This window comes from Vulcanisaeta sp. JCM 16161 (genome assembly GCF_001316285.1).
This window is the reverse complement of record NZ_BBDO01000009.1, coordinates 37,630-60,655: the sequence shown is the minus strand read 5'-3', so window position 1 is coordinate 60,655 and position 23,026 is coordinate 37,630. Positions and strand designations below refer to the sequence as shown.

At 45.8% G+C, this 23,026-nt stretch carries 26 protein-coding genes and 6 pseudogenes; 17 read left to right on the top strand and 15 right to left on the bottom strand.

What is annotated here, in order from left to right; genetic code table 11:
- Nucleotides 1-16 precede the first annotated feature (16 nt).
- On the top strand, nt 17-583 hold the full coding sequence (locus JCM16161_RS11535; RefSeq protein ID WP_054855923.1) for a hypothetical protein: 567 nt from the start codon (nt 17-19) through the stop codon (nt 581-583).
- Between the two features lie 7 nt (nt 584-590).
- Here JCM16161_RS11535 and JCM16161_RS11530 read toward each other — a convergent pair.
- The 9 genes and pseudogenes from JCM16161_RS11530 to JCM16161_RS11495 form a co-directional block, all read right to left on the bottom strand.
- Nucleotides 591-2,399, bottom strand: a pseudogene (locus tag JCM16161_RS11530) (V-type ATP synthase subunit A).
- 56 nt (nt 2,400-2,455) lie between these two features.
- On the bottom strand, nt 2,456-3,052 hold the full coding sequence (locus tag JCM16161_RS11525; RefSeq protein WP_054855922.1) for a V-type ATP synthase subunit E: 597 nt from the start codon (nt 3,050-3,052) through the stop codon (nt 2,456-2,458).
- Nucleotides 3,053-3,061: 9 nt separating this feature from the next.
- Nucleotides 3,062-3,316: a ribonuclease P protein subunit gene (locus JCM16161_RS11520; RefSeq protein ID WP_054855921.1), complete on the bottom strand. Its 255-nt coding sequence runs from the start codon at nt 3,314-3,316 to the stop codon at nt 3,062-3,064.
- 30 nt (nt 3,317-3,346) lie between these two features.
- Nucleotides 3,347-3,496 carry a 50S ribosomal protein L29 gene (gene rpmC, locus JCM16161_RS11515; RefSeq protein WP_243671515.1) on the bottom strand — a complete coding sequence of 50 codons (150 nt, stop codon included), beginning with the start codon at nt 3,494-3,496 and terminating at the stop codon, nt 3,347-3,349.
- An 18-nt stretch (nt 3,497-3,514) separates the two neighbouring features.
- Nucleotides 3,515-4,199 (bottom strand): annotated as a pseudogene (locus JCM16161_RS11510) (30S ribosomal protein S3).
- A 52-nt stretch (nt 4,200-4,251) separates the two neighbouring features.
- The gene (locus JCM16161_RS18585) at nt 4,252-4,536 is read right to left on the bottom strand and encodes an OB-fold domain-containing protein (protein ID WP_243671514.1); all 285 of its coding nucleotides are present in this window, start codon (nt 4,534-4,536) and stop codon (nt 4,252-4,254) included.
- Nucleotides 4,503-4,724, bottom strand: a complete 222-nt coding sequence (locus JCM16161_RS18580; protein ID WP_243671513.1) for a zinc ribbon domain-containing protein — start codon at nt 4,722-4,724, stop codon at nt 4,503-4,505. The genes JCM16161_RS18585 and JCM16161_RS18580 overlap by 34 nt, the downstream gene beginning before the upstream one ends.
- Nucleotides 4,724-5,236 (bottom strand): Zn-ribbon domain-containing OB-fold protein, encoded by a 513-nt coding sequence (locus tag JCM16161_RS11500; RefSeq protein WP_054855919.1) that lies wholly within the window; start codon nt 5,234-5,236, stop codon nt 4,724-4,726. Before JCM16161_RS11500 ends, JCM16161_RS18580 begins: the two co-directional genes overlap by 1 nt.
- Before the next feature lie 136 nt (nt 5,237-5,372).
- Nucleotides 5,373-5,918, bottom strand: a complete 546-nt coding sequence (locus tag JCM16161_RS11495) for a hypothetical protein (protein WP_054855918.1) — start codon at nt 5,916-5,918, stop codon at nt 5,373-5,375.
- Between the two features lie 55 nt (nt 5,919-5,973).
- Here JCM16161_RS11495 and JCM16161_RS11490 point away from each other — a divergent pair, with 55 nt between their 5' ends.
- The 3 genes and pseudogenes from JCM16161_RS11490 (at nt 5,974) to JCM16161_RS11480 (ending at nt 7,254) form a co-directional block, all read left to right on the top strand.
- The gene (locus JCM16161_RS11490) at nt 5,974-6,366 is read left to right on the top strand and encodes a hypothetical protein (RefSeq protein ID WP_054855917.1); all 393 of its coding nucleotides are present in this window, start codon (nt 5,974-5,976) and stop codon (nt 6,364-6,366) included.
- 6 nt (nt 6,367-6,372) lie between these two features.
- Nucleotides 6,373-6,911 (top strand): annotated as a pseudogene (locus tag JCM16161_RS11485) (CDP-2,3-bis-(O-geranylgeranyl)-sn-glycerol synthase).
- Nucleotides 6,912-6,954: 43 nt separating this feature from the next.
- A complete protein-coding gene (locus tag JCM16161_RS11480; RefSeq protein WP_243671512.1) occupies nt 6,955-7,254 on the top strand; it encodes a V-type ATP synthase subunit F in 300 nt (99 codons plus the stop codon).
- On the opposite strand, the gene JCM16161_RS11475 is transcribed toward JCM16161_RS11480, so the two are convergent.
- Both JCM16161_RS11475 and JCM16161_RS11470 read right to left on the bottom strand, forming a co-directional pair.
- Nucleotides 7,251-8,126: a geranylgeranylglycerol-phosphate geranylgeranyltransferase gene (locus JCM16161_RS11475; RefSeq protein ID WP_054855916.1), complete on the bottom strand. Its 876-nt coding sequence runs from the start codon at nt 8,124-8,126 to the stop codon at nt 7,251-7,253. The genes JCM16161_RS11480 and JCM16161_RS11475 overlap by 4 nt on opposite strands.
- A gap of 38 nt (nt 8,127-8,164) precedes the next feature.
- Nucleotides 8,165-9,544, bottom strand: a pseudogene (locus JCM16161_RS11470) (glutamate synthase-related protein).
- A 245-nt stretch (nt 9,545-9,789) separates the two neighbouring features.
- Between JCM16161_RS11470 and JCM16161_RS18575 the strand changes: the two are divergent.
- The 4 genes from JCM16161_RS18575 (at nt 9,790) to JCM16161_RS11455 (ending at nt 14,023) form a co-directional block, all read left to right on the top strand.
- Nucleotides 9,790-10,209: a DUF169 domain-containing protein gene (locus tag JCM16161_RS18575; protein WP_243671511.1), complete on the top strand. Its 420-nt coding sequence runs from the start codon at nt 9,790-9,792 to the stop codon at nt 10,207-10,209.
- Nucleotides 10,210-10,226: 17 nt separating this feature from the next.
- Nucleotides 10,227-10,544: a hypothetical protein gene (locus tag JCM16161_RS18570; protein WP_243671510.1), complete on the top strand. Its 318-nt coding sequence runs from the start codon at nt 10,227-10,229 to the stop codon at nt 10,542-10,544.
- 133 nt (nt 10,545-10,677) lie between these two features.
- Nucleotides 10,678-12,426, top strand: a complete 1,749-nt coding sequence (locus JCM16161_RS11460; protein WP_243671509.1) for an AMP-binding protein — start codon at nt 10,678-10,680, stop codon at nt 12,424-12,426.
- A gap of 103 nt (nt 12,427-12,529) precedes the next feature.
- On the top strand, nt 12,530-14,023 hold the full coding sequence (locus tag JCM16161_RS11455) for an acyl--CoA ligase (RefSeq protein ID WP_243671508.1): 1,494 nt from the start codon (nt 12,530-12,532) through the stop codon (nt 14,021-14,023).
- 185 nt (nt 14,024-14,208) lie between these two features.
- Here JCM16161_RS11455 and JCM16161_RS18565 read toward each other — a convergent pair.
- Both JCM16161_RS18565 and JCM16161_RS18560 read right to left on the bottom strand, forming a co-directional pair.
- Nucleotides 14,209-14,924: pseudogene (locus JCM16161_RS18565) on the bottom strand (molybdopterin biosynthesis protein); the annotation flags it as partial.
- 60 nt (nt 14,925-14,984) lie between these two features.
- Nucleotides 14,985-16,040, bottom strand: coding sequence for a molybdopterin-binding protein (locus JCM16161_RS18560; protein WP_243671507.1), 1,056 nt, complete (start codon nt 16,038-16,040; stop codon nt 14,985-14,987).
- Between the two features lie 113 nt (nt 16,041-16,153).
- Between JCM16161_RS18560 and JCM16161_RS11445 the strand changes: the two genes are divergently transcribed.
- The gene (locus JCM16161_RS11445; protein WP_243671547.1) at nt 16,154-16,636 is read left to right on the top strand and encodes a vitamin K epoxide reductase family protein; all 483 of its coding nucleotides are present in this window, start codon (nt 16,154-16,156) and stop codon (nt 16,634-16,636) included.
- Here JCM16161_RS11445 and JCM16161_RS11440 read toward each other — a convergent pair.
- Nucleotides 16,630-17,307 carry an HAD family hydrolase gene (locus tag JCM16161_RS11440; RefSeq protein WP_054855915.1) on the bottom strand — a complete coding sequence of 226 codons (678 nt, stop codon included), beginning with the start codon at nt 17,305-17,307 and terminating at the stop codon, nt 16,630-16,632. The two genes, JCM16161_RS11445 and JCM16161_RS11440, sit on opposite strands and share 7 nt — an antisense overlap.
- 120 nt (nt 17,308-17,427) lie before the next feature.
- Between JCM16161_RS11440 and JCM16161_RS11435 the strand changes: the two genes are divergently transcribed.
- The 3 genes from JCM16161_RS11435 to JCM16161_RS11430 all read left to right on the top strand — a co-directional run bounded on the left by JCM16161_RS11435 (nt 17,428) and on the right by JCM16161_RS11430 (nt 19,656).
- Nucleotides 17,428-18,402: a hypothetical protein gene (locus JCM16161_RS11435; RefSeq protein WP_243671506.1), complete on the top strand. Its 975-nt coding sequence runs from the start codon at nt 17,428-17,430 to the stop codon at nt 18,400-18,402.
- A 38-nt stretch (nt 18,403-18,440) separates the two neighbouring features.
- Complete coding sequence (locus tag JCM16161_RS18555) at nt 18,441-18,623, top strand: hypothetical protein (protein WP_243671505.1); 183 nt, start codon at nt 18,441-18,443, stop codon at nt 18,621-18,623.
- A 142-nt stretch (nt 18,624-18,765) separates the two neighbouring features.
- On the top strand, nt 18,766-19,656 hold the full coding sequence (locus JCM16161_RS11430; RefSeq protein WP_054855914.1) for a winged helix-turn-helix transcriptional regulator: 891 nt from the start codon (nt 18,766-18,768) through the stop codon (nt 19,654-19,656).
- Here the strand turns inward: JCM16161_RS11430 and JCM16161_RS18550 are convergent.
- Nucleotides 19,653-20,402, bottom strand: a pseudogene (locus JCM16161_RS18550) (GTP cyclohydrolase IIa). The gene JCM16161_RS11430 and the pseudogene JCM16161_RS18550 overlap by 4 nt on opposite strands.
- 53 nt (nt 20,403-20,455) lie before the next feature.
- Between JCM16161_RS18550 and JCM16161_RS11415 the strand changes: the two are divergent.
- The 5 genes from JCM16161_RS11415 (at nt 20,456) to JCM16161_RS18535 (ending at nt 23,026) form a co-directional block, all read left to right on the top strand.
- Nucleotides 20,456-21,226, top strand: a complete 771-nt coding sequence (locus JCM16161_RS11415; RefSeq protein ID WP_054855911.1) for an HAD family hydrolase — start codon at nt 20,456-20,458, stop codon at nt 21,224-21,226.
- Nucleotides 21,227-21,293: 67 nt separating this feature from the next.
- On the top strand, nt 21,294-21,962 hold the full coding sequence (locus tag JCM16161_RS11410; protein WP_054855949.1) for a YkgJ family cysteine cluster protein: 669 nt from the start codon (nt 21,294-21,296) through the stop codon (nt 21,960-21,962).
- Between the two features lie 58 nt (nt 21,963-22,020).
- The gene (locus JCM16161_RS18545) at nt 22,021-22,590 is read left to right on the top strand and encodes an ATP-binding cassette domain-containing protein (RefSeq protein WP_243671504.1); all 570 of its coding nucleotides are present in this window, start codon (nt 22,021-22,023) and stop codon (nt 22,588-22,590) included.
- Nucleotides 22,560-22,802, top strand: coding sequence for a hypothetical protein (locus tag JCM16161_RS18540; RefSeq protein WP_243671503.1), 243 nt, complete (start codon nt 22,560-22,562; stop codon nt 22,800-22,802). Before JCM16161_RS18545 ends, JCM16161_RS18540 begins: the two co-directional genes overlap by 31 nt.
- The gene (locus JCM16161_RS18535; protein ID WP_243671502.1) at nt 22,799-23,026 is read left to right on the top strand and encodes a DUF4162 domain-containing protein; all 228 of its coding nucleotides are present in this window, start codon (nt 22,799-22,801) and stop codon (nt 23,024-23,026) included. Before JCM16161_RS18540 ends, JCM16161_RS18535 begins: the two co-directional genes overlap by 4 nt.

Genomic DNA, 23,026 nt, shown 5'->3' with positions numbered 1-23,026 from the left:
GTAGTAACTAATGCAAATGAGTGCTGAGGAATTAACGGTGCTCCTAATGCTTAAGAGGTATGGAAGAATGGGCAGGTACTCACTAAGTGCCGTTTCCGGCATGGGCGAGGGCGTTGTAAGGCGCGTACTTAATGAGCTCAAGAGCCAGGGGGCTATCAGGGTTATGAGAGGTGGGGCTGAACTAACAAGTAAGGGTGAGGAATTATTCAATAAATTATTGCGTGATTTGGGCATTGATGAGATAAGGGAGGTTACGAAGTTCTCCCAGGTATTTAAGTGCGAGTGTAGGAGGTGTTACGCATCAGTAATCAACCGTAGTATTAATGAGGAATTCATCATAAGGCTTAGGGATATTGCAATAAAGAATGGTTCTGATGCAGTACTATTCCTTAAATTCGTATGTCCACAAAATAAATTCCTAATACTCAAGCTCAATAATTACCTCGATGAGTTGTCAAGTGAGGCTGCGGATGAGCTAAATAAGTTAAGTGGTATTGGGTGTGATAAATACGTTATTGTTCTATGCGGAAATGAGAATTATCAATTAATAAAGTCATTAGTAAGCACGGTTATTAATATTTAAGGTAAACCTAAGCAGTAGATGCCGCCCTCTGCGACTCATACTGCTTAATTAGGTTGTCAATGGCGCTTATTAACTCCTGCTCATAATCGACCAATTTCTTATACTCCTCATTCCTAACCTCCATCCTAAGCCTGGCCAACCTCTTAACAACGTCTAACTCCCTAAGTGCTGAGGCGGGTACACCGTGTTAATCGCCTCAAGGCCCTTCCTATAGAACGTTATGATGAGCCTAAGAAGCCAGTACTGCTTTGGCGGTAATGACCTAACATCAACTGGGTGATAGGCATCCTGCTTAAGGAATCCCTCCCTGATCAGGAATGCCGCATTTAACAGGTGCTTCTCCTGCTCACTGAGTGCCTCAGTGCCGAGTATCCTCACAACCTCCTGAAGCTCGGCCTCCCTCGTTAGTATCCTGACGGCCTCATCCCTAAGATCCCTCCAATCAGGCGCCACATTCTTCTGATACCACTCAGCCACCGTGTCGACATACCTACTGAAGCCCATTAACCAATTAATGGCTGGGTAATGCCTCGAATAGGCAAGCTTCGCGTCCAACGGCCAGAAGGCGCCTATGAACCTAAGCGTATGGCTTGTGACCGGCTCCGTGAAGTCACCACCGGGCGGCGACACCGACGCGGCTATCGTGACTGAGCCAAGCCTATTACCCTTACCGAGGGTCACGACCCTACCAGCCCTCTCATAGAACTCCGCCAACCTAGTCGGTAGGTATGCCGGGAATCCCTCCTCACTGGGCATCTCACCGATCCTTAGAGCGACCTCCCTCATCGCCTCAGCCCACCTACTCGTTGAGTCAGCCATTAAGAACGAGTCATAGCCCTGATCCCTGAAGTACTCAGCAATTGTGACACCCATGTATATGCTCGCCTCCCTAGCGGCCACAGGCATGTTGGATGTATTCACAATAATGGTAGTCCTCTCCATCAACGGCCTACCCGTGTTTGGATCAACGAGCTTTAGCAACCCCTGCAGCGCATCCGCAGCCTCATTACCACGCTCACCACAAAGCACTGGGAATACTAACCTGGCCTCGCTGTACATTGCCAGCGTCCTTATCGTCACCGTCTTACCACTGCCAAAGGGTCCAGGTATTGCAGCTGCACCGCCAATGGCTATTGGGAATAAGGTGTCTATGGTCCTAATCCCCGTTATTAGTGGCTCAACAGGTGGTAACTTCTCCTTGAACGGTCTCGGCCTTCTCACTGGCCATTTATGCCACATCTTAACCTTCACGGTTCCCTCCTTTGTCTCGACCTCAGCAATAACATCGTCAATTGTGTACTCACCCTCAGGCGCCACGTACTTAACGACACCGCCAGTTCTATAGATCGGTGGGTAGAGGATCCTATGCTCAACGAGTGGTGTCTCTGGACTACGCGAGAATATCGCCAACCTCAACCTCATCACCAACCTTAACCTTTGGTATCCACTTCCACTTCTTATTGAAGTCTAGAGGCGGCGCCTTCTCATAATTAATGCCCCTGGCAACGAATGGCCTTTTTGTTAAGTCGAATATTAGCGATAATGGCCTTTGAACACCATCATAAACCTTATTGAGTATACCAGGGCCTAACCACGCACTAAGTGGCTCGCCCGTCCTAATAACTGGTTCACCGGGTTTAAGCCCTGTTGTCTCCTCATAAACCTGTATAAAGGCCATATCACCCTGAATTCTAACAACCTCGCCAAAGAGTCCAAGCTCACCGACGAAGACTAGCTCATAAAGTAATGCTCCAGGTAATTCAGCCTTAACGACAGGCCCGCTTATGTATACAATCCTGCCCTTACCCGATGACACGATGCATTAAAACTCTACATATTTAAAAAAATTAATTCTACATGTTAGCAATAACCTCACCCGGATAAGGCGAGGTGTGCCAGTAATGTCTTTATTTGATGTTCCATAAGCTTAAGTCTCGAATCCAATGTTGCGTCGACCCTAACTGAGCCGTCCTGGGAAGAAACTATGACGCCAAGTAATTCCTCACTTGTCGTATTTATAGTTGCACTAAGTCCGAGCTCCGATACCAATTCCCTAATGATACCTACGTCGGACTCGCTTGTCGTTATTACCACATCCTGGGAACCTATTATTGATAATGCCCACAGCATCGAATTCTTAAGGTACTTCTTATAATCATCGGTACCCCTCATGGACTTAATCCTATCCCTAATCCTATTAACAACCTCTGCATACGCCTCCTCAAGTATGCTTAGTTTTTCCCTCTTCTCCTTCATCATCTCATCATAAAGCCTGTACTCCCTCTCCATATTCAATTCCTTATCAATATTCTCAAGAGTACTTGAGTACTTATCAAGGACTGCCTTAACGCTATCAAGAAGCTCAGCCTCAGCCCTTAACCTAACGTTGTTACTCCACTCATTAATTTCATTCTGAAGTCGTGCTATGATACCGTTAATTAATCGCTCAGTGAGTTCCTGCTCAGACACGTGGCAAGGTTATTTTACGAATTTAAAAAATTTTCCTTTCCCTCCCTTAAGAATAAGCCTACGCCCATTAACCAAGTACGTGCAATTATTAATGTCTACATAAAACCAGCAATCCTCCTTAATAACCACCTTAATGGAACCCGTTAATGTCAACACCTTAATGGTCTTCGCCGTCTCATCAATGACTATGCCACTAATGCCATTTAAGGAATCATTCCTACAATTAACAGTCTCTATGAACTTAAATAATAATGGCTTGCTCATCTACCTGCCTTAACGGTCTTCCTAGCCTCCTCATTCATTATCGTTAATATCCTGCAATGGCCCTCCTAATCGCCCTAACCTGCCAGGGTTATCCAGCGTACCACGCTCCCTCTGTGTCTGTAACTTAAGTAGTTCATTCCTTAAGTCATTGAGTAGCTTTGCCCTATCCTCAGGTTTCATGTTCCTAATGTCTTCGCATTAAGCCTCTGCCTGCTCGCCACCCTCACCACCCTGTACCTGCTGTGCCTGGGCCTCAGCAGTGACCTCCCTGCTTGGTGGTTTTATCTGGAACTCATCACTGAACCTAATCGGCGGTGTTATCCTAACCTCAATACCATAGAGGCCAGGCTTCAGTAGTACCTGACCCACAAACCTCTGGACCTTAGTCCTTGAGTCATAACCATTCTTATAAATAACACCATAAACATACTTCTCAAACCTCGACCTCTCACTCGTCAACTTACCGCTAATGGTAACCTCAGCGCCCTTTGCGCCACCATCCATTATCTGCCTAATGGCTATCATACCAGCCTCCTAAATTTAACGCCCTTAGTCATTGCCCAGGCAATCCTATTGGCAATGATCTTGGATTAAGCTCTGGGTTCTGTATTGGCGTCACGTCAATTATTGGGTTCTCAACCTCAAGCTTCTTACTAAGTAGGTCGGTTAATTCCTTAACAATGACGCCCTTCCTACCAATTATCCTATTTGGCCTCTCGGCGTAGATGATTATCCTAGTGCCAAGTGGTGTCTTGAGAACGTCCGAGTCAACGTAGCCCTGCTTAGCCAGTCTATAGTTTAGGAATTCCTTAATCATCCACTCCTTAATCTTATCCTGAAGTATCTTCTTATATACGGGAATCCTCCTCTGCGCTTGACTCATTCAGGTAAACCAACAACCCTATACCTATTTAAGATTTTTGTCATTTACACACTTAAACAGGTTCAAAACCAACGATGTCCGTTATGGAACCCCTCCTCTCATTCTCAGGCTTAAACACGGGCCTTACCTTAAGCCCTACCCTAACGTTGTTCGGTTCGACATTAATTATGTAGTGAACGAGACCACCCGTAACCCCTGGAAACTCTATGAAGCCTATGATCACGGGCTTAGGCAATTTATTGCCATATGAATCCTCATAAACCACGGTATAAGTCCTAACAACACCCACTGGCGCAATCTCCACTAACTCCTTAATCTCCGCAAAGTCATATTGCAAAAGGCCTTTGGAGGCATTAATAACCTACCACAAACCGGGCATTTACCGGCCAGTAATTTACCGGCCCTAAGGCCCTCCAGGAACTTCGTACCTACCGGACCAGCCGTATACCTATATCCCTGCTCAATTGTGTGGAGCCAATGCCTAACATCCCTATTCACGTTTATCTTCTCGAAGGACATGCCCATCACCTCACAGGCTCGAAGCACTCAATATCGAGGACAGAGCCAGTCCTTTGATCGGCAGGCTTCCACCGAGCTCTAACCCTCATCCCAAATACCTTCATTGACTTAACATCCTCGGGATCAACACATAGGTAGTGCATTATTCCAGGGAATCTATGCTCGCTGAATTCCCTACCTGGTACGTCAAGCTTAATCACACCAACAACCCTGGGCTCCTTAAGCGGCTCCCTCGTACTGCTTATGTAGCTTACCACGGCGGTGATTACGGTTCCCTCATCCTTAACCTCAACCCAGCCATCCACGGGTTTGAAGCAGTATGGGCAGTACATCTTTGGTGGTACGAACACGTGACCGCACTTGCCGCAGTATGTGCCGTAAATCTTACCATTCCTTAAACCCTCAAGAAACCTTGAATAGGCAGTACCGGCGGTTACGTTGTATTGAAATGACCTAGTCCACTCCTCATGCGGGTAGTTCTTAATATCGCTCTCTTTAATCGGTGTACCCCCTACCATAGCTTAGGTAATTAATAAGGCTGTATTTAAGGATCACCCTAATACCACAAAGACCTTATAAATCACTTAATGGCATCAGTACTACAGTGATGAGGAGGCATTTGCCTGATGAATGATTGATCGCCGGAAATGCTGATTAATGGCTTGAGATTGCCCTCATTATGTAGTTAATGGCGTCTTTACGAACATCAACAACCCTAATGGGCAACTCACTAACCCTAATCCCCCTAACAGCCATTATCGTCGCCATGACGCCGGCAACCATGCTGGCTTTACCGCCCACCCTGGCTTTAATCCTAGGCATTAGTATTGATAATTCCTGATCAAGCTCTATAGCATCGACATCGCCGATAAAGCCATTACTCCTTAGGTAATTAATGAACCATGAATACACACCATCAAGTATGAGCTCCCTCTTAATACCATACCTAGTACCCACGTCATTGGCAATACCGTAGGGATCAAGTAGAAACACGGCACTACTTATCGACAACCCCCTCTTAATTACATTGATTATGCAGGAGACCTTACCCTCCATTTCCCTGGTCATGTCCACCGTGGTTGGGTAGCAACGTAGGAATAACTCGGAGTATGCATGGTCAATTTCACTCGATGAGCCCGCCACATAACCCACCATGCCCAAGTCCCACCTTGGCATTGCCAGGCCTACGACCCTACTCACTACCTGAGTTGGGTGTTAGAACTTAAAAAGTAAGAGGGTTAGGGTTCTCACGACTATGGGCGCTGTAGCCAAGGCATTGACTAAGGTGGTTGTCTGCCCACTATGTGATTACATGGGTGAGGATGTTAATAAGGTAGTTGACGCAATAACCAAGGCCGTACCGAGGCCAAAGCTGAGGTGCCCAAAGTGCGGTGCCGAGGTTGACGCTAACTCCTTCGTCACCCACATGCGCAAGCATGGCAGGGTTGGCGGTAAGACAATAACGTGCGATATATGTGGCGCGAAATTGAATGGAGAGGGGGCATTCCTCAGGCACATGAAGGAGCACTTAATAGTTTCTGTTAGGCGTAATGGGATGGATGTTTATTACTGCCTAGTGTGCGGTCAGGAATTCATAACGAGGAATTCAGCAATTACGCATTTAATTAAGAGGCATAGCCTCGAGTGATTACGCGTGGGTTTGCTTTGGGATTTTATAATCACGTTACTAATTATTTGGCCCCCATACGTCACCAACGCAACACCCGTTGTGGCCAGTAAGGTGTTTAGGCGTAGAACGCCCATTGATTTTGGTAGGAATTTCATTGATGGGAAGCGACTATTTGGTGATGGTAAGACGTATGAGGCTTCATTACGGGTCTCCTGGTTGGTTTCGTGATTGGTGAGCTAACATACATTATCGTGTCTAAGGCCGTAAACATAGCCTCAGAGCTACCAAATCCATTGGCCGTGTTTGCGATGTGCGTTGCGGCGTTGTTGGGTGACCTGCTCGGGGCGTTCATCAAGAGGAGGCTTGGTTTGCCCCGTGGAGCGCCGGCGCCATTACTTGACCAGCTCGACTTCTTACTAGCGGCATTGCTGGCGTTGTGGCTCATTCAACCGAGTGTCTTAAGGGCGATTTACGTGGTGATTGCAGTAATAATAACGCCACCGATACACCTGGCCACGAACACCATAGCCTACCTACTCGGGCTTAAGAGGGAGCCGTGGTGATTATGTAATTAACTTTATAAATTTATTATAGTGATTAGGGAACGTGCGTGCAATAGTGCTTGGGGATGAGCATACGGTTTACACGTTTAAGTTGCTTGGGTTTGAGGGTAGGGTAGTTAGTGAGAGTGAGAATGTATTATCAATAATTAAGGAGTTAAGTATTGAGGAGGGCGTTGGCGCCATACTAATAACGAGCAATTTAGTGGATAGGGTTAGGGAGGACTTTGAGAAGATGAGGATGAAGATGAGGAAGCCCATGCTCATTGAAATACCATCACTTAAGGAAATGAAGTTTAAGGAGGTTAATTACCTAGCAATTCTCCGAAGCGTCCTTGGTATTTAATGAACCATTATTAATAATGCAAGCAATAAATAGGCAATTATCGTAATGGACATGGCGATAAGGGACAATACCCTGAACCTCCCCATGTAATCAATATTCCTAAGAAGCACTATTGATATATACGTGAGCACCACATCGGTTATTAAAACGCCCACCGATAGAACTAATCCATAAAGGTTCTGAAGCGCATAAACTATTATCAATGGCGATATGAGAACTGCAATCAATGTAAACATTACGGCAAGTTTTATCGCAGTTTTAATACCGTAGGTATTAGCAACAGTTTTAACACCTGCCTTCACATCACCCGCGACGTCAATCGCGCCCTTAACCAACTCCCTACCCATCGTGGATAGGAAGGAAACGGTAAATAATAGATAGGGCAAGTTGAGGGTTGGCGTTGTGGATGAGATGGCGTATAGTCCGTATAGGAATGTTAATGATGATGTCACCGCCACAAGGACGTTATTCACAATTACAGTCCTTTTCAACCTATAATTATAGGAGAAACCAAGTGCTATAGCCATTATTAGTATCACAATGCTCCAAGCCATTAAATATCCCATGACAATACCAAGCACGTTCAGCAACACGGCAATAACCACGGATAATAATGATAATGCCCAAGCCTCACTAGTCGAGACCTCACCACGCACGAGGGGCGCATCCGGCCTATTAATCCTGTCCTCCTCAATATTGTAAATATCGTTAGTGGCGAAGAGGAATATTTCCGTAAGTAATGATGATAGGAAGAGGAGCGCCATGGCGGTGATGCTCCTACCGCCAGATATGACGTAGGATGCAATGACTATTAGGCTGGTTAGTATTCCGTGCTCAATCCTAGAAAGCTTGATAAATGCCCTCAGGTTCACGATAACGTTAGAAAGAACCAGTTATTAAATTAGACTATTTAAAACGTTGGTGAGTAGACGTATGGTATCCCAAACATCTCGGCTGTATCTCTATCGATGGCGGCGACGTCCTCCGTATTGACCTCCCTAATGTCATACTTACCCAAGGCGGACACAAGCATTTGCATTTCCTCCTTGACAGCCTCTATGTAGTTCAGGACGCCCCTCTCGCCCTTAACCATCGCCGCTATTAGGAATGGCCTAGCCATGTAGGCGCCGCTGGCTCCTAGGGCCATGGCCTTAACCACGTGGGAGCATTATAGAGCCTACCCGCGAGTAGTAGGGATGTGTCCACTATGCCTAATTTCCTGGCATCATGAATCTTCTTGAGGGCGACTATTGTTGGGTAACCAAGGTCCTTCATGGCGACTGAAGGCGCCATTCCAGTGCCACCCTCCTTACCATCAATCACCACGGCGTGGGCGCCCTCCTCATGGGCTATACTAATCACCCTATCCACGTCCCTGTATGGGCCAAGCTTAATCCATATCCTTGCCCTTGGGTATGCTGTCTTCATGAACCTAATCATGCCCCTAAGTATGTCCTCTGTGTACGTGCCAGGCACCGAATACCTAGTTATGAACTTGTCCCTAACCCTCTCAGGGTCAATCTCAAAGTGGTACTTAGCCTTAAGCCTAATTGCCTCCTCCCTCGGGATCTTAATTACACCGCCAAGTCCAGGCTTTGCCCCCTGCCCCATCTTAATCTCAAAACCTACAAGGCCCTCCTCAATGTACGGCTCAACATCCTTATCACTATACACCTTATTCCAAAGTTCGTCATATGCATCCTCCACATTCTGTTGAATAATTACGCCACCGTACTTATCAACATTGGTTAGGTATGCCATCAACCTCTCCTTAAAGCTTGGGTGACCCCTCGTGTACCTCCTTGAGTAACCCCTTACCGTAGCTACGTTCTCGCCAATACCCATGACGATGCCTGCCTTAGCCGCTGCCCTGGCTATGTCAAGGCTAAACTTACTGGCTATTGCCGTGGAGCCCATTGAACCGACCACTATGGGCATGGAAACCTTAAAACCACCTAATGAGCTCTCTAGGTTCACGTCCATGAACGTGGGCTCCCGAAGAAGCTCAGCCATCTTCTCAAGTCTCCTAGCGTGAAGGCCGGCGGTAGCAGTATTATTGAGTTATCCAGGGTCTTAAACTTGGGAATCCCCTCTTATCATGAATTCCGGAGCCAAGCACTGCGGAGCCGTAGGTCGCCATCTCGCCAAATGGGTAAATCGCATCACGACCCTTAAGCGCCTTAAGCGCTATTTCATCAAATGGGTAATCATCAATGAATTCCCGGAGACCCCTGATTGATGCCCAATACGCCCTAAGTCTAATGAGTAATTTTGCGATGTCGAGAATCATCAACCACGCAATACTTATAATAAGTTTAAATACTTGCTCGTCAATATAACAAGTATCTTCCTGAATAAGAAGTTAAATATTATGAAATCCATTAGGTAAATCATATAATAAATGGCATATTATTGCCATATTTTATTGGTAAAAATTTACGCATTAACTTAACGGCACGGTATAATTATTTATAAGGCTGTTTTTGCATAAAGGTTCATGGGTCAATTGACGAGATTAGGCAGCAGGGTACTAAGTTGAGGGAAGTTCTCGGCTTAATGACATGGCCGATAGGCATCAAATTTTGCGGTAGGGGTGAGCAATGCGATATAGGTGATTTTAAGAGACCATATAAGGATCTCGGCATTAGAGTTGCCTTTTGCCAAGCCATAAACATGGCGAGGACCTACGGATGGAAGTTAGCGATTGGGCTTGAGGACTCCTTCTGCATGATAGGCGCTGAGGCGCTTGGCTTAACGAAGGTAACCCTGGAATACATCGATAGGGACATACCGCAATGGCATACGTCCGATAAGGAGACAATGAGTAAAATAGTTAATACGCTTCACTTGAGATTCCTCGAACCAGGCTCGACAGAGCTGGTGTTAATATCGCCACTTGATAGAATAGACTTTGAACCACACGTCGTGGTTATTTACGGCTTACCTGCCAAATAGCTACCATTGCCAAGGCATTGATTTGGAATGGTGTAATGCCCAGCGAAATTACCTATATTGGGCTGGCATCATGCACATTAATACCGTATTCGCATAAATATGGTAGGGTTCAGATAAACATACCAGGGACTGGCGAGTTAATACTTGGGAGAACCGAGAATCATGAGATCAGCATAGTAATACCTGCCAAGTATCTAAACCTGGTAATACCTGGCATAAATGCGGTGAAGAGGATACACCCATACCCACTGGCTAAGTTCTCACTCTACGAGCCCAAGGTGCCTAAGTGGTATGAGGAATTAACCTTCGATTATTATAAAAGCGTTGTTGGATAATCATTTTACCTACATAAATAATTCAATAAAACTTCACATCCTATTTTCATGAGGTAATACTTAAAAAGAGTTCATAAATATTTTATTTATGGCGGTAAATCAAAAGTTCTATTCCTTAGATAGAATAAGGCGAATGGCTATTGAGGCTGCGGAGAACCCGGCTAAGTTCTGGGCTGATAAGGCTGAATACCTTACCTGGTTTGAAAGGCCTAAGTCAGTGCTCGAGGGTAGGGCACCCGATGTTTACTGGTTTAGGGGTGGCTACCTGAACATTAGTTATAATGCGGTTGACAGGCACATACCGACTCGGGCCAATAGGGTCGCCTTTTACTACGAGAATGAGAGGGGCGATAGCAAGGTCATTAGCTATTGGGACCTTTATAGGGAGGTGAATAGGGCTGCGTACGTACTTAAAGAGCTTGGTGTTAAGAAGGGCGACACCGTTTCGATGATGATGCCAAATATACCAGAGGCCGTTTACTTCGGCCTCGCGGTCCACAGACTCGGTGCCATCCTAGTGATTCACTATGCCGGCTTAAGCGAGGAAACCCTTGCATATAGGCTCCAGGACTGTGGGTCAAAGGTATTTATAGTCGCATCGAAGGGATTTAGGGCTGGTGATGAGATTAGGATGAAGGATCTGGTCGACAGGACTCTCGAGAAGTATCAAACACCGGTTGAGAAGGTGCTGGTGGTGTCCAGGGGATTCTCCGACTTCAACCTTAAGCAGGGTAGAGACCTGGTTTATGAGGACGTAGCCCCCAAGGGCAAGGTCTACGTCGAGCCCGTTCCCGTGGAGGCTAATGAGCCTGCCACCATATACTACACGTCGGGTACGACGGGTAGGCCTAAGGGACTATGGCAGAGTAATGGTGGTTACCCAATAGGCCTTAACTGGACGTTTAGGGCATTGTTTAACCCACAGGATACGGATGTTTGGTGGACAATAAGTGAGCTGGGCTGGCCTGTGTGGCCCATGGCTAACCTATATACAATACCCGTAATGGGCATGACCGGCCTCCTGTTCGAGGGATTCGTGGGCTATAAGAGGGACTTATTTGCTAGGATAATTGAGAAGTACCACGTCTCACTAATCTGGAGTAGTACGACAACATTATATACAATTAGGAGCATTGGTGAGGAAGCACTTAAGGGAGACCTATCAAGCTTAAGGATAATACTCAATACGGGCGAGACACTCAACCCAGGCGTTGCCGAGTGGTATATACAGCAGTTACCGAATACGGTAATTGCGGATGCCTACTGGATGACCGAGCACCTAATACCAATCGCAGCGACACCCTATGGGCTTGGTGAAATACCATTTAAGCCCGGTTCAGCGGGTATTCAATTCCCAGGTAGTAAATGGCTCGTGGTCGACGATGATGGCAACCCACTCCCACCTGGGCAGAGGGGTTACATAGTCATCGCAATCCCGAACCCAGCAATGGCTAAGATGTGGAATGACCCCAATTATGAGAGGCTAATGAAGACCTACTGGACTAGATTCCCAGGATACTTCTACACAGGCGATTATGGTTTCTATGACTCGGACGGTTACCTATACGTATTGGGTAGGGCCGATGACATACTAAGTGTTGCTGGCGAGAGGCTTGGTACGATGGACATAGAGGGGGTCCTCGCAAGGCATAAGGCGGTTGCTGAGGCTGCCGTAGTCGGTGCGCCGGCACCCGGCGGTGGTGAAAAGGTGCTTGCCTTCGTTGTGCTTAAGTCAGGGGAAACACCTTCTGAGGCGTTGATCAACGATATTAAGGAGTTCGCCAGAGCATCAGGTACCAGGGTTGATGACGTAATAATAGTAAGGAGACTACCAAAGACGAAGTCGGGTAAGATAATGAGGAGGTTATTAAGGCTTTGGTGAAGAATGAGCCATATGGAGACATATCAACGCTGGACGACGTTAGAACGCTGGATGAGATAAAGGCAGCCCTAATCGAACGCGGCTATATAAAGTCGTGATAACCATGGCAACAAAATCAAGCTATCCTCATCAAAATCCCATTGATGCATTGCTTGATTATTTAAGGAGCCGCCCAAACGATACCTTCTTAATTGATGAACGTGGCGTGGCATTGACATATAGCGATCTTTATAACACGGCCTCCCGACTTGCAAACTCTCTCAGTAAATTTGACATTGGCCATGGGGATAAGATAGCCATAGTTATGAGTAATAGTGTGGAGGCCGTTATTTCATTATTCGCAACGTGGATTCTAGGCGCATCGGCAGTCCTTATAGATCCGTTAACCATATCTGAGGATCTCGACTACCAATTAAGTGATTCCGCGCCAAAGGCTGTGATTGCGGATAAGTCAGTCATTGAGAGGGAGAGGGCGGTTCTATCTAAGTATAGGGTGATTGGTGTTGACATCTCTGGACAGGGGGTGTTAAGTTTTCAGGAATTATTAAATAGTGGTTCACCAACGGGCCTTAGGCCAATTGAGGTTAGGGATGATGATGTCGGCCTGATCTATTACTATGCAGGCATTGCAGGTAGGACAATGCAGGTTTGGCACACGTACTTCAGCCTATACTCAGGTCCATACGCGTTTGGTGAGGCGATAGGGCTTGGCCCCAGAGACTCGGTACTCGTGGTTGCCCAGTTATCCCACATACTTGGGCTTACGGAGTTGATGTCGGCCTTCGTAAGGGGTTCCAAGGCCGTTATAGCCAGGCACTTCGACGCTAAGGACACGCCTGAGTTAATACGTAGGTATGGGATAACGGTATTCGCCGGGGTACCTCTGATGTTCGACCAAATACTCAATAATAAGGACTTAAGTCCTAATGCATTATCGTCATTAAGGCTAGCCCTCTCTGCAGCCGCGCCATTACCCCCAACAACGCAGTTGGGGTTCTACCAAAGATTTGGCGTGCCACTTGTGCAGTTCTACGGCTTAACCGAGGCGTATGTACTCACGGTGCAGCCAATTAAGTACAAGGACATAACTGGTACCGTTGGCTCGGCAATACCTGGTGCTGAGTTGAAGATTGTTGACCCAAATGATCCGTCGAAGGAGTTGGGTGTGGGTAGTGTTGGTGAGTTGGCGGCTAAGGCCCCCTGGATAATGAAGGGTTATTCCGACCCTGAGGATACGAGGAAGGCTATCTACAATGGATGGCTATTAACCGGTGACCTAATGGTCATGGATGATAAGGGCCTGCTGTACTTCAGGGGTGTTAAGAAGAGGATGATTAAGTATAAGGGCTATCCAATATTCCCGCGAGACCTGGAAATAATATTAATGAGGCACCCAGCCGTTAAGGAGGCCTACGTAACTGGAGAACAAGCTGAGGATCCAAACATAGGCCAACTACCCGTGGCCTACGTAGTACTACGCGATGAATATAAAGGTAAGGTATCTGATAAGGAATTGATCGATTTCGTAAACTCCAGGGTAGCGTTTTACAAGAAGCTTAGGAAGGTTTACTTCGTAGACAAGCTACCCACTAAATAATTCGAATTTTAAAATTAAATAAATTAAATTTAGAATTATTGACCCTTCCAAATAACCTCGCCGATATCATTGGGAACCTTATAGCCAGGTAATTTACTGAGGGCATCCCTAAATTCGTTACTCCTCAGCATGTTTAGGAATGCCTTAACGCTATCCTTCTCAAGCCTATCAATGGGTATTGCGAAGTCATAACTCTCCCAACCAAGTGGTATGAAGTCGAGACCATACATCGCAGCCGCAGCCTAATACCAACGCCGGCATCAGCCTTTCCCTGGGCCACGGCGGCTGCGACGGCTGTGTGGGTCTTAACCTCATAGTAATAACCATTCACCTTCCTCACTAATTCCTCAAATTTAATACCCATTTTAGATGCTATCTCCTTTAACTTCAGGTCGAGTAGGAATCTCGTGCCTGCACCCTTATTCCTATTAACAATCCTCACATCGCCCCTCAATAAGTCCTCAATGCTTCTTATGTTCTTGGGATTGCCCCTGGGCACTATCAATCCCTGTTCCCTGAGGTAGCCCCTAATGAGAACTGCATTTTTAACATCGTACTTGATCATGTACGGCACGTTGTACTGCCCAGTCTCCTCATCAACAAGGTGTAGACCAGCCACGTCAGCCTCACCACGCTTAACCGCGTAGAGCCCACCCATGGAACCAACATTAATCACCCTAGCCCTAACAAAGCCTGGGAGCATTGGTATTAATACGTCTAGTCCAAGGTCATGACTACCGATTATGTATAGGTTAGCCGGCATATACTGATGTGTAAATAATGTAACCTCAACCTCATCACCACTGTCCAGGTACTCCACGGTTTCTGGAATGGCTATATAACCATCAGCGAAGGCCAGCGTGCTTATGGCACCTGACTCAGCGGGTAATGGGTATGCCACTATCCCGTGCCCTGTATCGACGAGACTAACGGGGTAAAGGGCCCTCCTACCCTTGCGCCATCAGCCTAATGGCGAGTTTAGCCCTAATCTTAACCTCATCAACCCCGTGCAAAGCATCCTGGCCAGTATTGGCTTAACTATTATGTTGAATATCATTAGCGCCGAGCTTGGGTACCCGGGTAAGCCAATGACTAACTTATTATCTCTGGACACGGCAACGACCGTCGGCTTACCAGGCTTCACCTTAAGCCCATGGATTATTATGCCGGGGGGTCCAATCTCGTCAAGCACCCTATATGTTAAGTCCGCAAGTCCCGCGGAAGTCCCTCCTGATAAAAGCACCAAGTCACTAATATTCAATGCCTTATTCACGGTCTCCCTCATCTCATTAATGTTATCCCTAACAATACCCATGATTATTGGCTCAGCGCCCATTGACGCAACGGCATGGGCTATCGTGTACGTATTTATATCGTATATCTTACCACGACCTAACTCCTTACCTGGACTAACCAACTCATTTCCGGTCGAGATTATGGCAACTTTAGGTCTCCTGAACACCTCAACCCTATCAATACCAACAGCCGCGAGCAACCCAACCTCCCTCTCCCTAATCACCGTGCACCGCCTAAGTATTAGCTCACCCATCATCACGTCAGAGCCCGCGGACATCACATTCTCACCAGGTGTTACCGAGCGGTATATCACTAACTCATCACCACTGCGCTTTGTATACTCAACCATAACCACAGCATTTGCTCCAGGAGGCATTGGAGCGCCGGTGGCTATTTCAACGGCCTCGCCAGAATTGACCTGGGGCAATTCCTCGGCCCCCGTCTCAACATTACCAATAACCCTTAACTTAATTGGATTAAGTTCATCAGCTCCAAAGGTATCCTCAGCCCTCACGGCAAATCCATCCATTGTTGCCCTATCGAAGGGTGGCACGTCAATTCGTGAATACACATCTCTCGCCAAAACCCTCCCATAGCTTTCCTCAATTCTAACGACCTCCGTTCCCAATGGCTCAACCTTAACGGTACTAAACACCTTACTTAATGCCTCCTCGGGCGTGAGCAATTCGTGAAATATTATCCTCTTACCCACCTCAGACATCGTGCACAATCAAGTGCAGTGCTTTAATAAATTAATTAGCTCGTTAAAGTTAATTAATAATGCAGTAATTACACTGTGAGATTAATATTTAAGTTCAGGGCTTTATCTACGTGATGATGAGGAGACTATCAAGAACGTGGTTAATACTCATGCTCATATTCTCGGCGATAGGTCTATTCGCATCATCCATCGTAATATACACGTATTACTATCTACACGAGCTACCACCGCTGTGCACATCGTTTAAATCCCCATTCCCAGGAATAACCATTGATTGCGAAAGGGTACTCTCAAGTAGGTACTCAGACATAGGTGGTGTTCCACTCGACTTATTGGCGGCAGTCTGGTTTATAGTGAATATAATCCTCGTACTAACATATGACTTAGGCCCAGGAAATTTGGCCGCGCTTGCATTGAATGTCCTATTTTACTGGAGATTCATTGGGATATTGGTGGTTCCATACCTAATATTTGTTGAGACCTACCTACTCCACGCACTGTGTATGTACTGCACGATAATGCATGTGATGATAATAATAGACTTCATCGTGATAACGGTGTTCCTTATTAAAGTGCGAAGACACCACGTTCATTGAGCAAGTATGGTGGTTATCACCGTTAATAAATCCCTAATGCTTTTGAAGGAATAGGTTGGCCTGATGCCCGATAAGTCAATGCCCCACACATCCAATACGTATTTTAACCTCCTTTCCCAATCACCAATGAATATCGTCATTAAACCAAACCTAGTCGGGTAGTAAACGTCGAAAAGCGGGTTATCGCCAATCATTGCCTGGGCACCATCGAAGAATTCACGGCAATTCTTAGGGCAACCAACCATGTCAGGTGTCCTAATACCATCGATAAACCTGGAAAGGCCTAACTCCTTAATGACCACGGATTGATACTTGTACAATCCATTGGTTGCAATGACTAACCTATGCCCCAAGTCCCTAATCAGCTTGAGAAGTTCAAGCGCGCCATCAAATAGTTTGAAACCATGCACGTACTTCATTAATGCATCATTAACATCAATGCTCATGGGCACGCCAAATCTATGAGCCACCTCAGTAAATATGTAATCCCAATCAAAGGCCTTAATCGTAAAGCTCCTCAATAATTCCCTATTCAGGTCCTTTGCAGCCCTGTACACAATTCTCCAATCAACATTAGCCCTGCTAGCTATTAGCATGCTTATATCCTGAAACACGGGGTCCCACGCCTCGAGGGGTAATAATGTGCCGTCTAAATCAATTAGAATAAGCACAGGTCCTTGGAAATCACCGGTCTTTAAGAGTCATACCCTCTGGTTTCACTTTGTTTCACAGTAATTAAGCGTTGTTTTCAGGAGGATTCCTTTATTAAATAATTAATTTAGGATTTGGTGATGAGCATGGGAAACAGAAAAGTAATAGATATAGGAGTAATAGCGCTGGTCACCGCACTGGCACTAACGCTAGTACTAACCGTGGCCATGACCGCAAACCCACTACTAGCCTCCCAAACAACTAATACCACCAACTCAACAATTAGCGTTAACGCGACGTCCATAAGCAACGTAACCATGACTAACGTAACCACATGCCCACCCGGCCTACTCACCGCGATTCAAGCTAACCTATACATCGATGATATGTGGTTAATGAGGGTAGGCGCAAACATGAGTGGTTTTAATGCCACGTCATTAATCACCGTCAACGCCACGGGCTTTAATGAGACTGCCATAAACGGCACATTCACGGGATTCAACATAACGAAGTTCAACATGACGGCATACAACATAACCAGTCTCACCTTAACACCCGCGGTGCTACAGAACATTACTAATTATTATGTCAGTAAGGGTGAGTGCCTATTAGCACTTCAATTCCTTGTACACCTTAGGCACTACCTGGTTCATGTCTATGCGCTTGAGAAGCATGCCGAGATTTGGAATAGAACACTAACCTACAGACTAATGCTACTCAATGAGACGCTAATGAGGCTCGAGCAACAGGGACTACTGAACAGCACCGAGGCGAGCGAAATATACAGCCTACTAAGCCAGTTGAATAAGGCCCTGGTCAGCGGTAATTACTCAGAGGCCATGGCATTGCTAAGTGAGTATAAGTCATTACTGAGTAATATAACTAGTCAGTACTATGAGGAGCAGAAAATAGGGTTTGCAAATAGGGTTGACCATGAGCTTGAACACTACGTAATGCAGATAATAAGGGGGTCAATAACCCTAAATGAAACACTAACTCAGTTAGCAATGCTGGATCATGAGTTAGGCATGCTAACCAACATCACTGGACTCAATATAACAAGTGTTAAGGAATTGCATGAACTATTTAAGGAGCTTAAGATGATATACCATTAATACAGGGTAATGAAACAGCGCAGGCGCAATTACTGCAAATGCTCAGGCACGGTAAGGGATTCAGCGATTGGCTCAACATTACACAGCAGTTCGGCCAAGAGGCCAAGGGCTGGCAATTACATGGACAGGGACATGGTAAGGGGCAGCACGGTCAGGGCATGGGCAAACAAGGAGGACAGCAGAGTCATGGACGGGGAGGACAGGGTAAGGGTGGTGGTTAATAAGGTTTATTATTAGGTCATATTTTATTAAAAATTATTTAATTTAATCTTCATGTATATCCTCCTATTTTTCATTCTATTTCTCTTTTTATTACTAAGTGAATTAATAAAGTTTTTAAGTCAATAAGCCATAATCGAATCAATGATGCTGGTAGCATTGATTTCCGTGTTCATCTATCTATTGAGTAACGGTTCATTGGTGAGCATAAACGTAACCACTGTGCAGAGTACGGCTTTGCTAAACGTTACATTACCTGTAAAGCCCCTGGGGCCAATAATTGTTCAGAATTCAAGTGGTTCAATAATACCGGCGATATTAATAGGTAATCACTTAATAATACCCGTGTTTGGGAATGGTTCGTTTACAATTCAATACGCGCCCTACGTGACCCAATCACCCAGCAGTTACTTAATCATTAATGTTTCATCACAATACTCAATAAACCTATTTGTAAGTAATAACGTACTAATAACCCAATTACCAATAGACTTGATAACCAACTTCACCAGGGTGAGTAATGGAATAATGCTCCAACTCGCGTCGGGTAACTACTCAATAGGCTTCGTACCTGAATTACCAATAGCTAATAAGACAAGCATCACAACAAAGACCACCACAACTAGTGTAGGTAATACGAATGCCGTGACTACGATTACAAATTCATCAGTACCGGTCACTGCAAAGGTCGTAGGGTCATCTTCTATTTTTGGATCAATGCTTTACTACGTCATGATTGTTATAATTGTTGCTGTGGCAGCGCTATTAACTTACCTATTTGTAATTAGGCGTAGGGGTCCTGAGGTGAACCCGGTAATTGTTGAGGGGTTGAACCCAACCGATAGGGAGGTTCTTAAGGCATTAATGGACATGGGTGGTGAGGCTTATCAGGCTGATCTTCAGAGGAAGTTGAACATGCCCAAGGCAACACTTTGGAGGGCGATCAGGAGATTGGAGAGCGCGGGTTATATCCAGGTCATTAAGGAGGGTAGGGTCAACAGGATTAGGCTCATTAAGAGGCCTAAACTCGATTAATCCTCTCTGAGCATCATCACCCCATGGCTATTTCTAGATCTAAGAATGTCCAACGCCTCTGTCGCGAGTTTCATGGCTATCCTACCGCTATGTGCAATACCAACGCCTATCCTCGCATTTATTAGGTTAGCCAGCGGTTTAAGGCTATCATCATTAATGGTTGGTTGTACTATTGATACTATGTTATCGCCACCTAGGTAAAGTGTTATGCCGCCATAGGGCGCCAGGTAAAGCCTTACCTGATTAACCACACCCCAAACATGCTCATATAATTGGTAGCTTGATGTCCATTCAGTACTGGTTGTCGAGTCAATAAGGTCTATGTGGCAATAGCCACATAACCATCATCCTCCCTCCCATCAATGACTCACCTGGAGCAGCCTCATTGCAAGTCTGAAGGCCTCCCTCTCGGCAACCCTGGGATTCATATCCGCGTACGTGCCACTCGACAGAGGCACCGGGCTGTATTCACCAAGTTCCTTAATTACCTTCATTAATTCATCATTGCCTAATCCATTTGTTATTGCGAGTAAGTAATCATACCTGAGTGGGTGGGCCCAGGCATTGAATCTGGAGAAGGCATTAACCAATTCTCCATGTAATTGGGCCTGGATGCGTTGAATTATGTGCTCTCTATCGGGACCGAGGGTCTCCGTCCATTCTCTATACCCAATTAACCTAATTATTGTTACCTGAACCAAAGGTTTAACACCGAGACCGAGCTTAAACCTTTGGTTTAAAAACATAACCCCTCAAATGGGTGGGAATACTTAAAATAATGTGATTGAATAGTGAATTAATGAGCTTAAGAGTCATAACATTTGATGTGTATAATACGCTGATAAATTACGGTAAGGAATTAATTGAGGAGATAGCCATGAACATAACAAAGTACCTCAAGTCACTGGATATTGAGGTGCACTTTGACCATGTCTATGAGATCTACATGGGCCTCGATAGGGAGATCAGGCTTAGGAGAGTTGTTGAGATGGCGTATGTACCGCCAATGGATAATGTTAGGACATTCCTTGAGAGGTTGACCCGTAAATACGGGATTGAACTCAATGAGAGGATGGTTATGGACGTGGCCAACATAATAGCAAACACACTACTCGAGTCAGTTAATGTAAAGCCCAGTGAGGACGCGCAATACGTGCTTATGGAGATGAAGAGTGATGGTTTCATGATTGGCGTTATATCTAATGTAATATTTTGGAGCAGTGCAGTGTCCAGGAGACTCCTTGACAAATTCGGCCTTAGTAAATTCATTGACGTGCAGGTATACGCTGACGAGGTTGGTAGGGCTAAGCCTCATCCAGCGATTTTCGAGCGCGCATACTCATTGTTAACGCATGGTGTTGAACCTGACGTTGCGATACACGTTGGTGATGGGTTCAAGGAGGATTTGCTGGGTGCGATGCTCGATGATATAATTGGTGTTTACGTCGATAGGGCCGGGACGCTAATTAGTAGTGGTAGCCCTGCCGAGTTAATTAGGTGTAGGGCCTATGCCGTTAGGAAGTTGAAGGAGGTCTTACTAGTGCCTCATATCGTCTCTACCTGCTCATGAGGATCACGAAGAAAATAATTTAATTAGTAAAAGTCGGGTGGAAGACGTGGTAGTGCCATTTAGGTGTATGCCGAATTGCGGCTATTGTTGTACAATATCCCCGGTGACGGTATTCCCACACGAAGTAATAATACTGAGTAGGTTAGCCGAGGAGCTAGACGTGAAGGACCTATCATTTAAGCCGGGCTATGTGGTAACGGATATTAAGAATGGCGTTAGGGTGGCACTTTCATACCTGATGCAACTGAATAGCGATGGTGTATGCCCATTCTTAAACACTGACGATAAGACCTGCAAGGTCCACTCACTGTATAAACCACTCACCTGCAGGTCCTTCCCATACCTACCCAGGGTAATTAGATACGTGATAGACCCAGAGCTAAAACTCGTAGACTTCACCGTGGAATTCGTAGTATCCACACTATGCCCAGTCATTAGGAATAATTACACGCAGGACGACTTAGAGGCGATGATAAGTAATGTTAAGATAGCCGTTAAGGTAATGCCCAAGGAGGTAGCCGCGGCGGAGGAGGCCATAAGGGTTAGGAAGCTCTATGCAGATGCATTAACGGCATTATGGAGGGCGGGATACATCGAGTTAAGGGGAAGCGAGGGAAACAACACCAATTGGCCCATACTCAACGCCTTCGAATACATTAGGCAATTCATACCTCACATGACCCTAGACAAGTTTGTACCAAATATATCCCAGGTAATGAGGAGGATTGATACGTAATCGATTATCCGATATCGATTTAGAGAAAGATTTATATTTAAGGTATAGAGCGGCTTACATGACCATCATGGAAGCAGCAATTAAAGCAATAAACTTAACAAAGCGTTATGGAAACTTCACGGCCGTTGATCATATAAACTTTGAGGTATATTATGGAGAGATCTTCGGATTTCTTGGCCCGAACGGCGCAGGTAAAACAACAACAATAAAGATGCTAACCACGGTAACAAGACCAACCGAGGGAACCGCTATAGTCAATGGTTATGATATTGTTAAACAACCAGCCAAGGTCAGGGAAAGCATAGGTACTGTTTTACAGGAATATACCGCTGACGAGGATTTGACGGGCTGGGAGAACTTAATGCTTGTTGCCGCGTTATACGGTATACCTAAGAAGGAGGCTAGGGAGAGGGCTGCCGAGTTGCTTGACTTGGTGGAACTTTCGTATGCCGCTGATAGGAAGGTGGAGACTTACTCAGGGGGTATGAGGAGGAGGTTGGAGATTGCATGGGGCTTATTAATAGGCCTGCCATATTGTTTCTTGACGAGCCGACCCTTGGCCTTGATGCTCAGACCAGGGCCGCGATTTGGGATTACGTGTATAGGCTTAGGAAGCAGTATGGCATAACTATATTCATGACGACGCATTACTTGGAAGAGGCTGATAGGTATGCTGAGAGGATTGCGATTATTGACCACGGCAAGATACTCGCCATTGGTACTCCTAAGGAGCTTAAGGAGAAGGTTGGTGGTGATATAATAACTATCGAGGTTAATGGCGATATCAACATTGCAGGAAGGTTATTGAGAGTATTGATGGCGTTAGTGGGGTTATCGTGAATGGCAACGCGATAACCTTTAAGGTTAAGAATGGTAATACGGCGGCCCCAATAATACTCGAGGCCCTCAACAAGCTTAGTATTAGGGCTACGAGTATAACGATTAAGGAGCCAACCATGGATGAGGTGTTCCTTGAATTCACGGGTAGGAGGCTTAGGGATGAGGAGGGTAGTTCCGAGGAGTTTATGAGGTTTAGGAGGACTGTGGCTAGGGCAAGGAGGTGA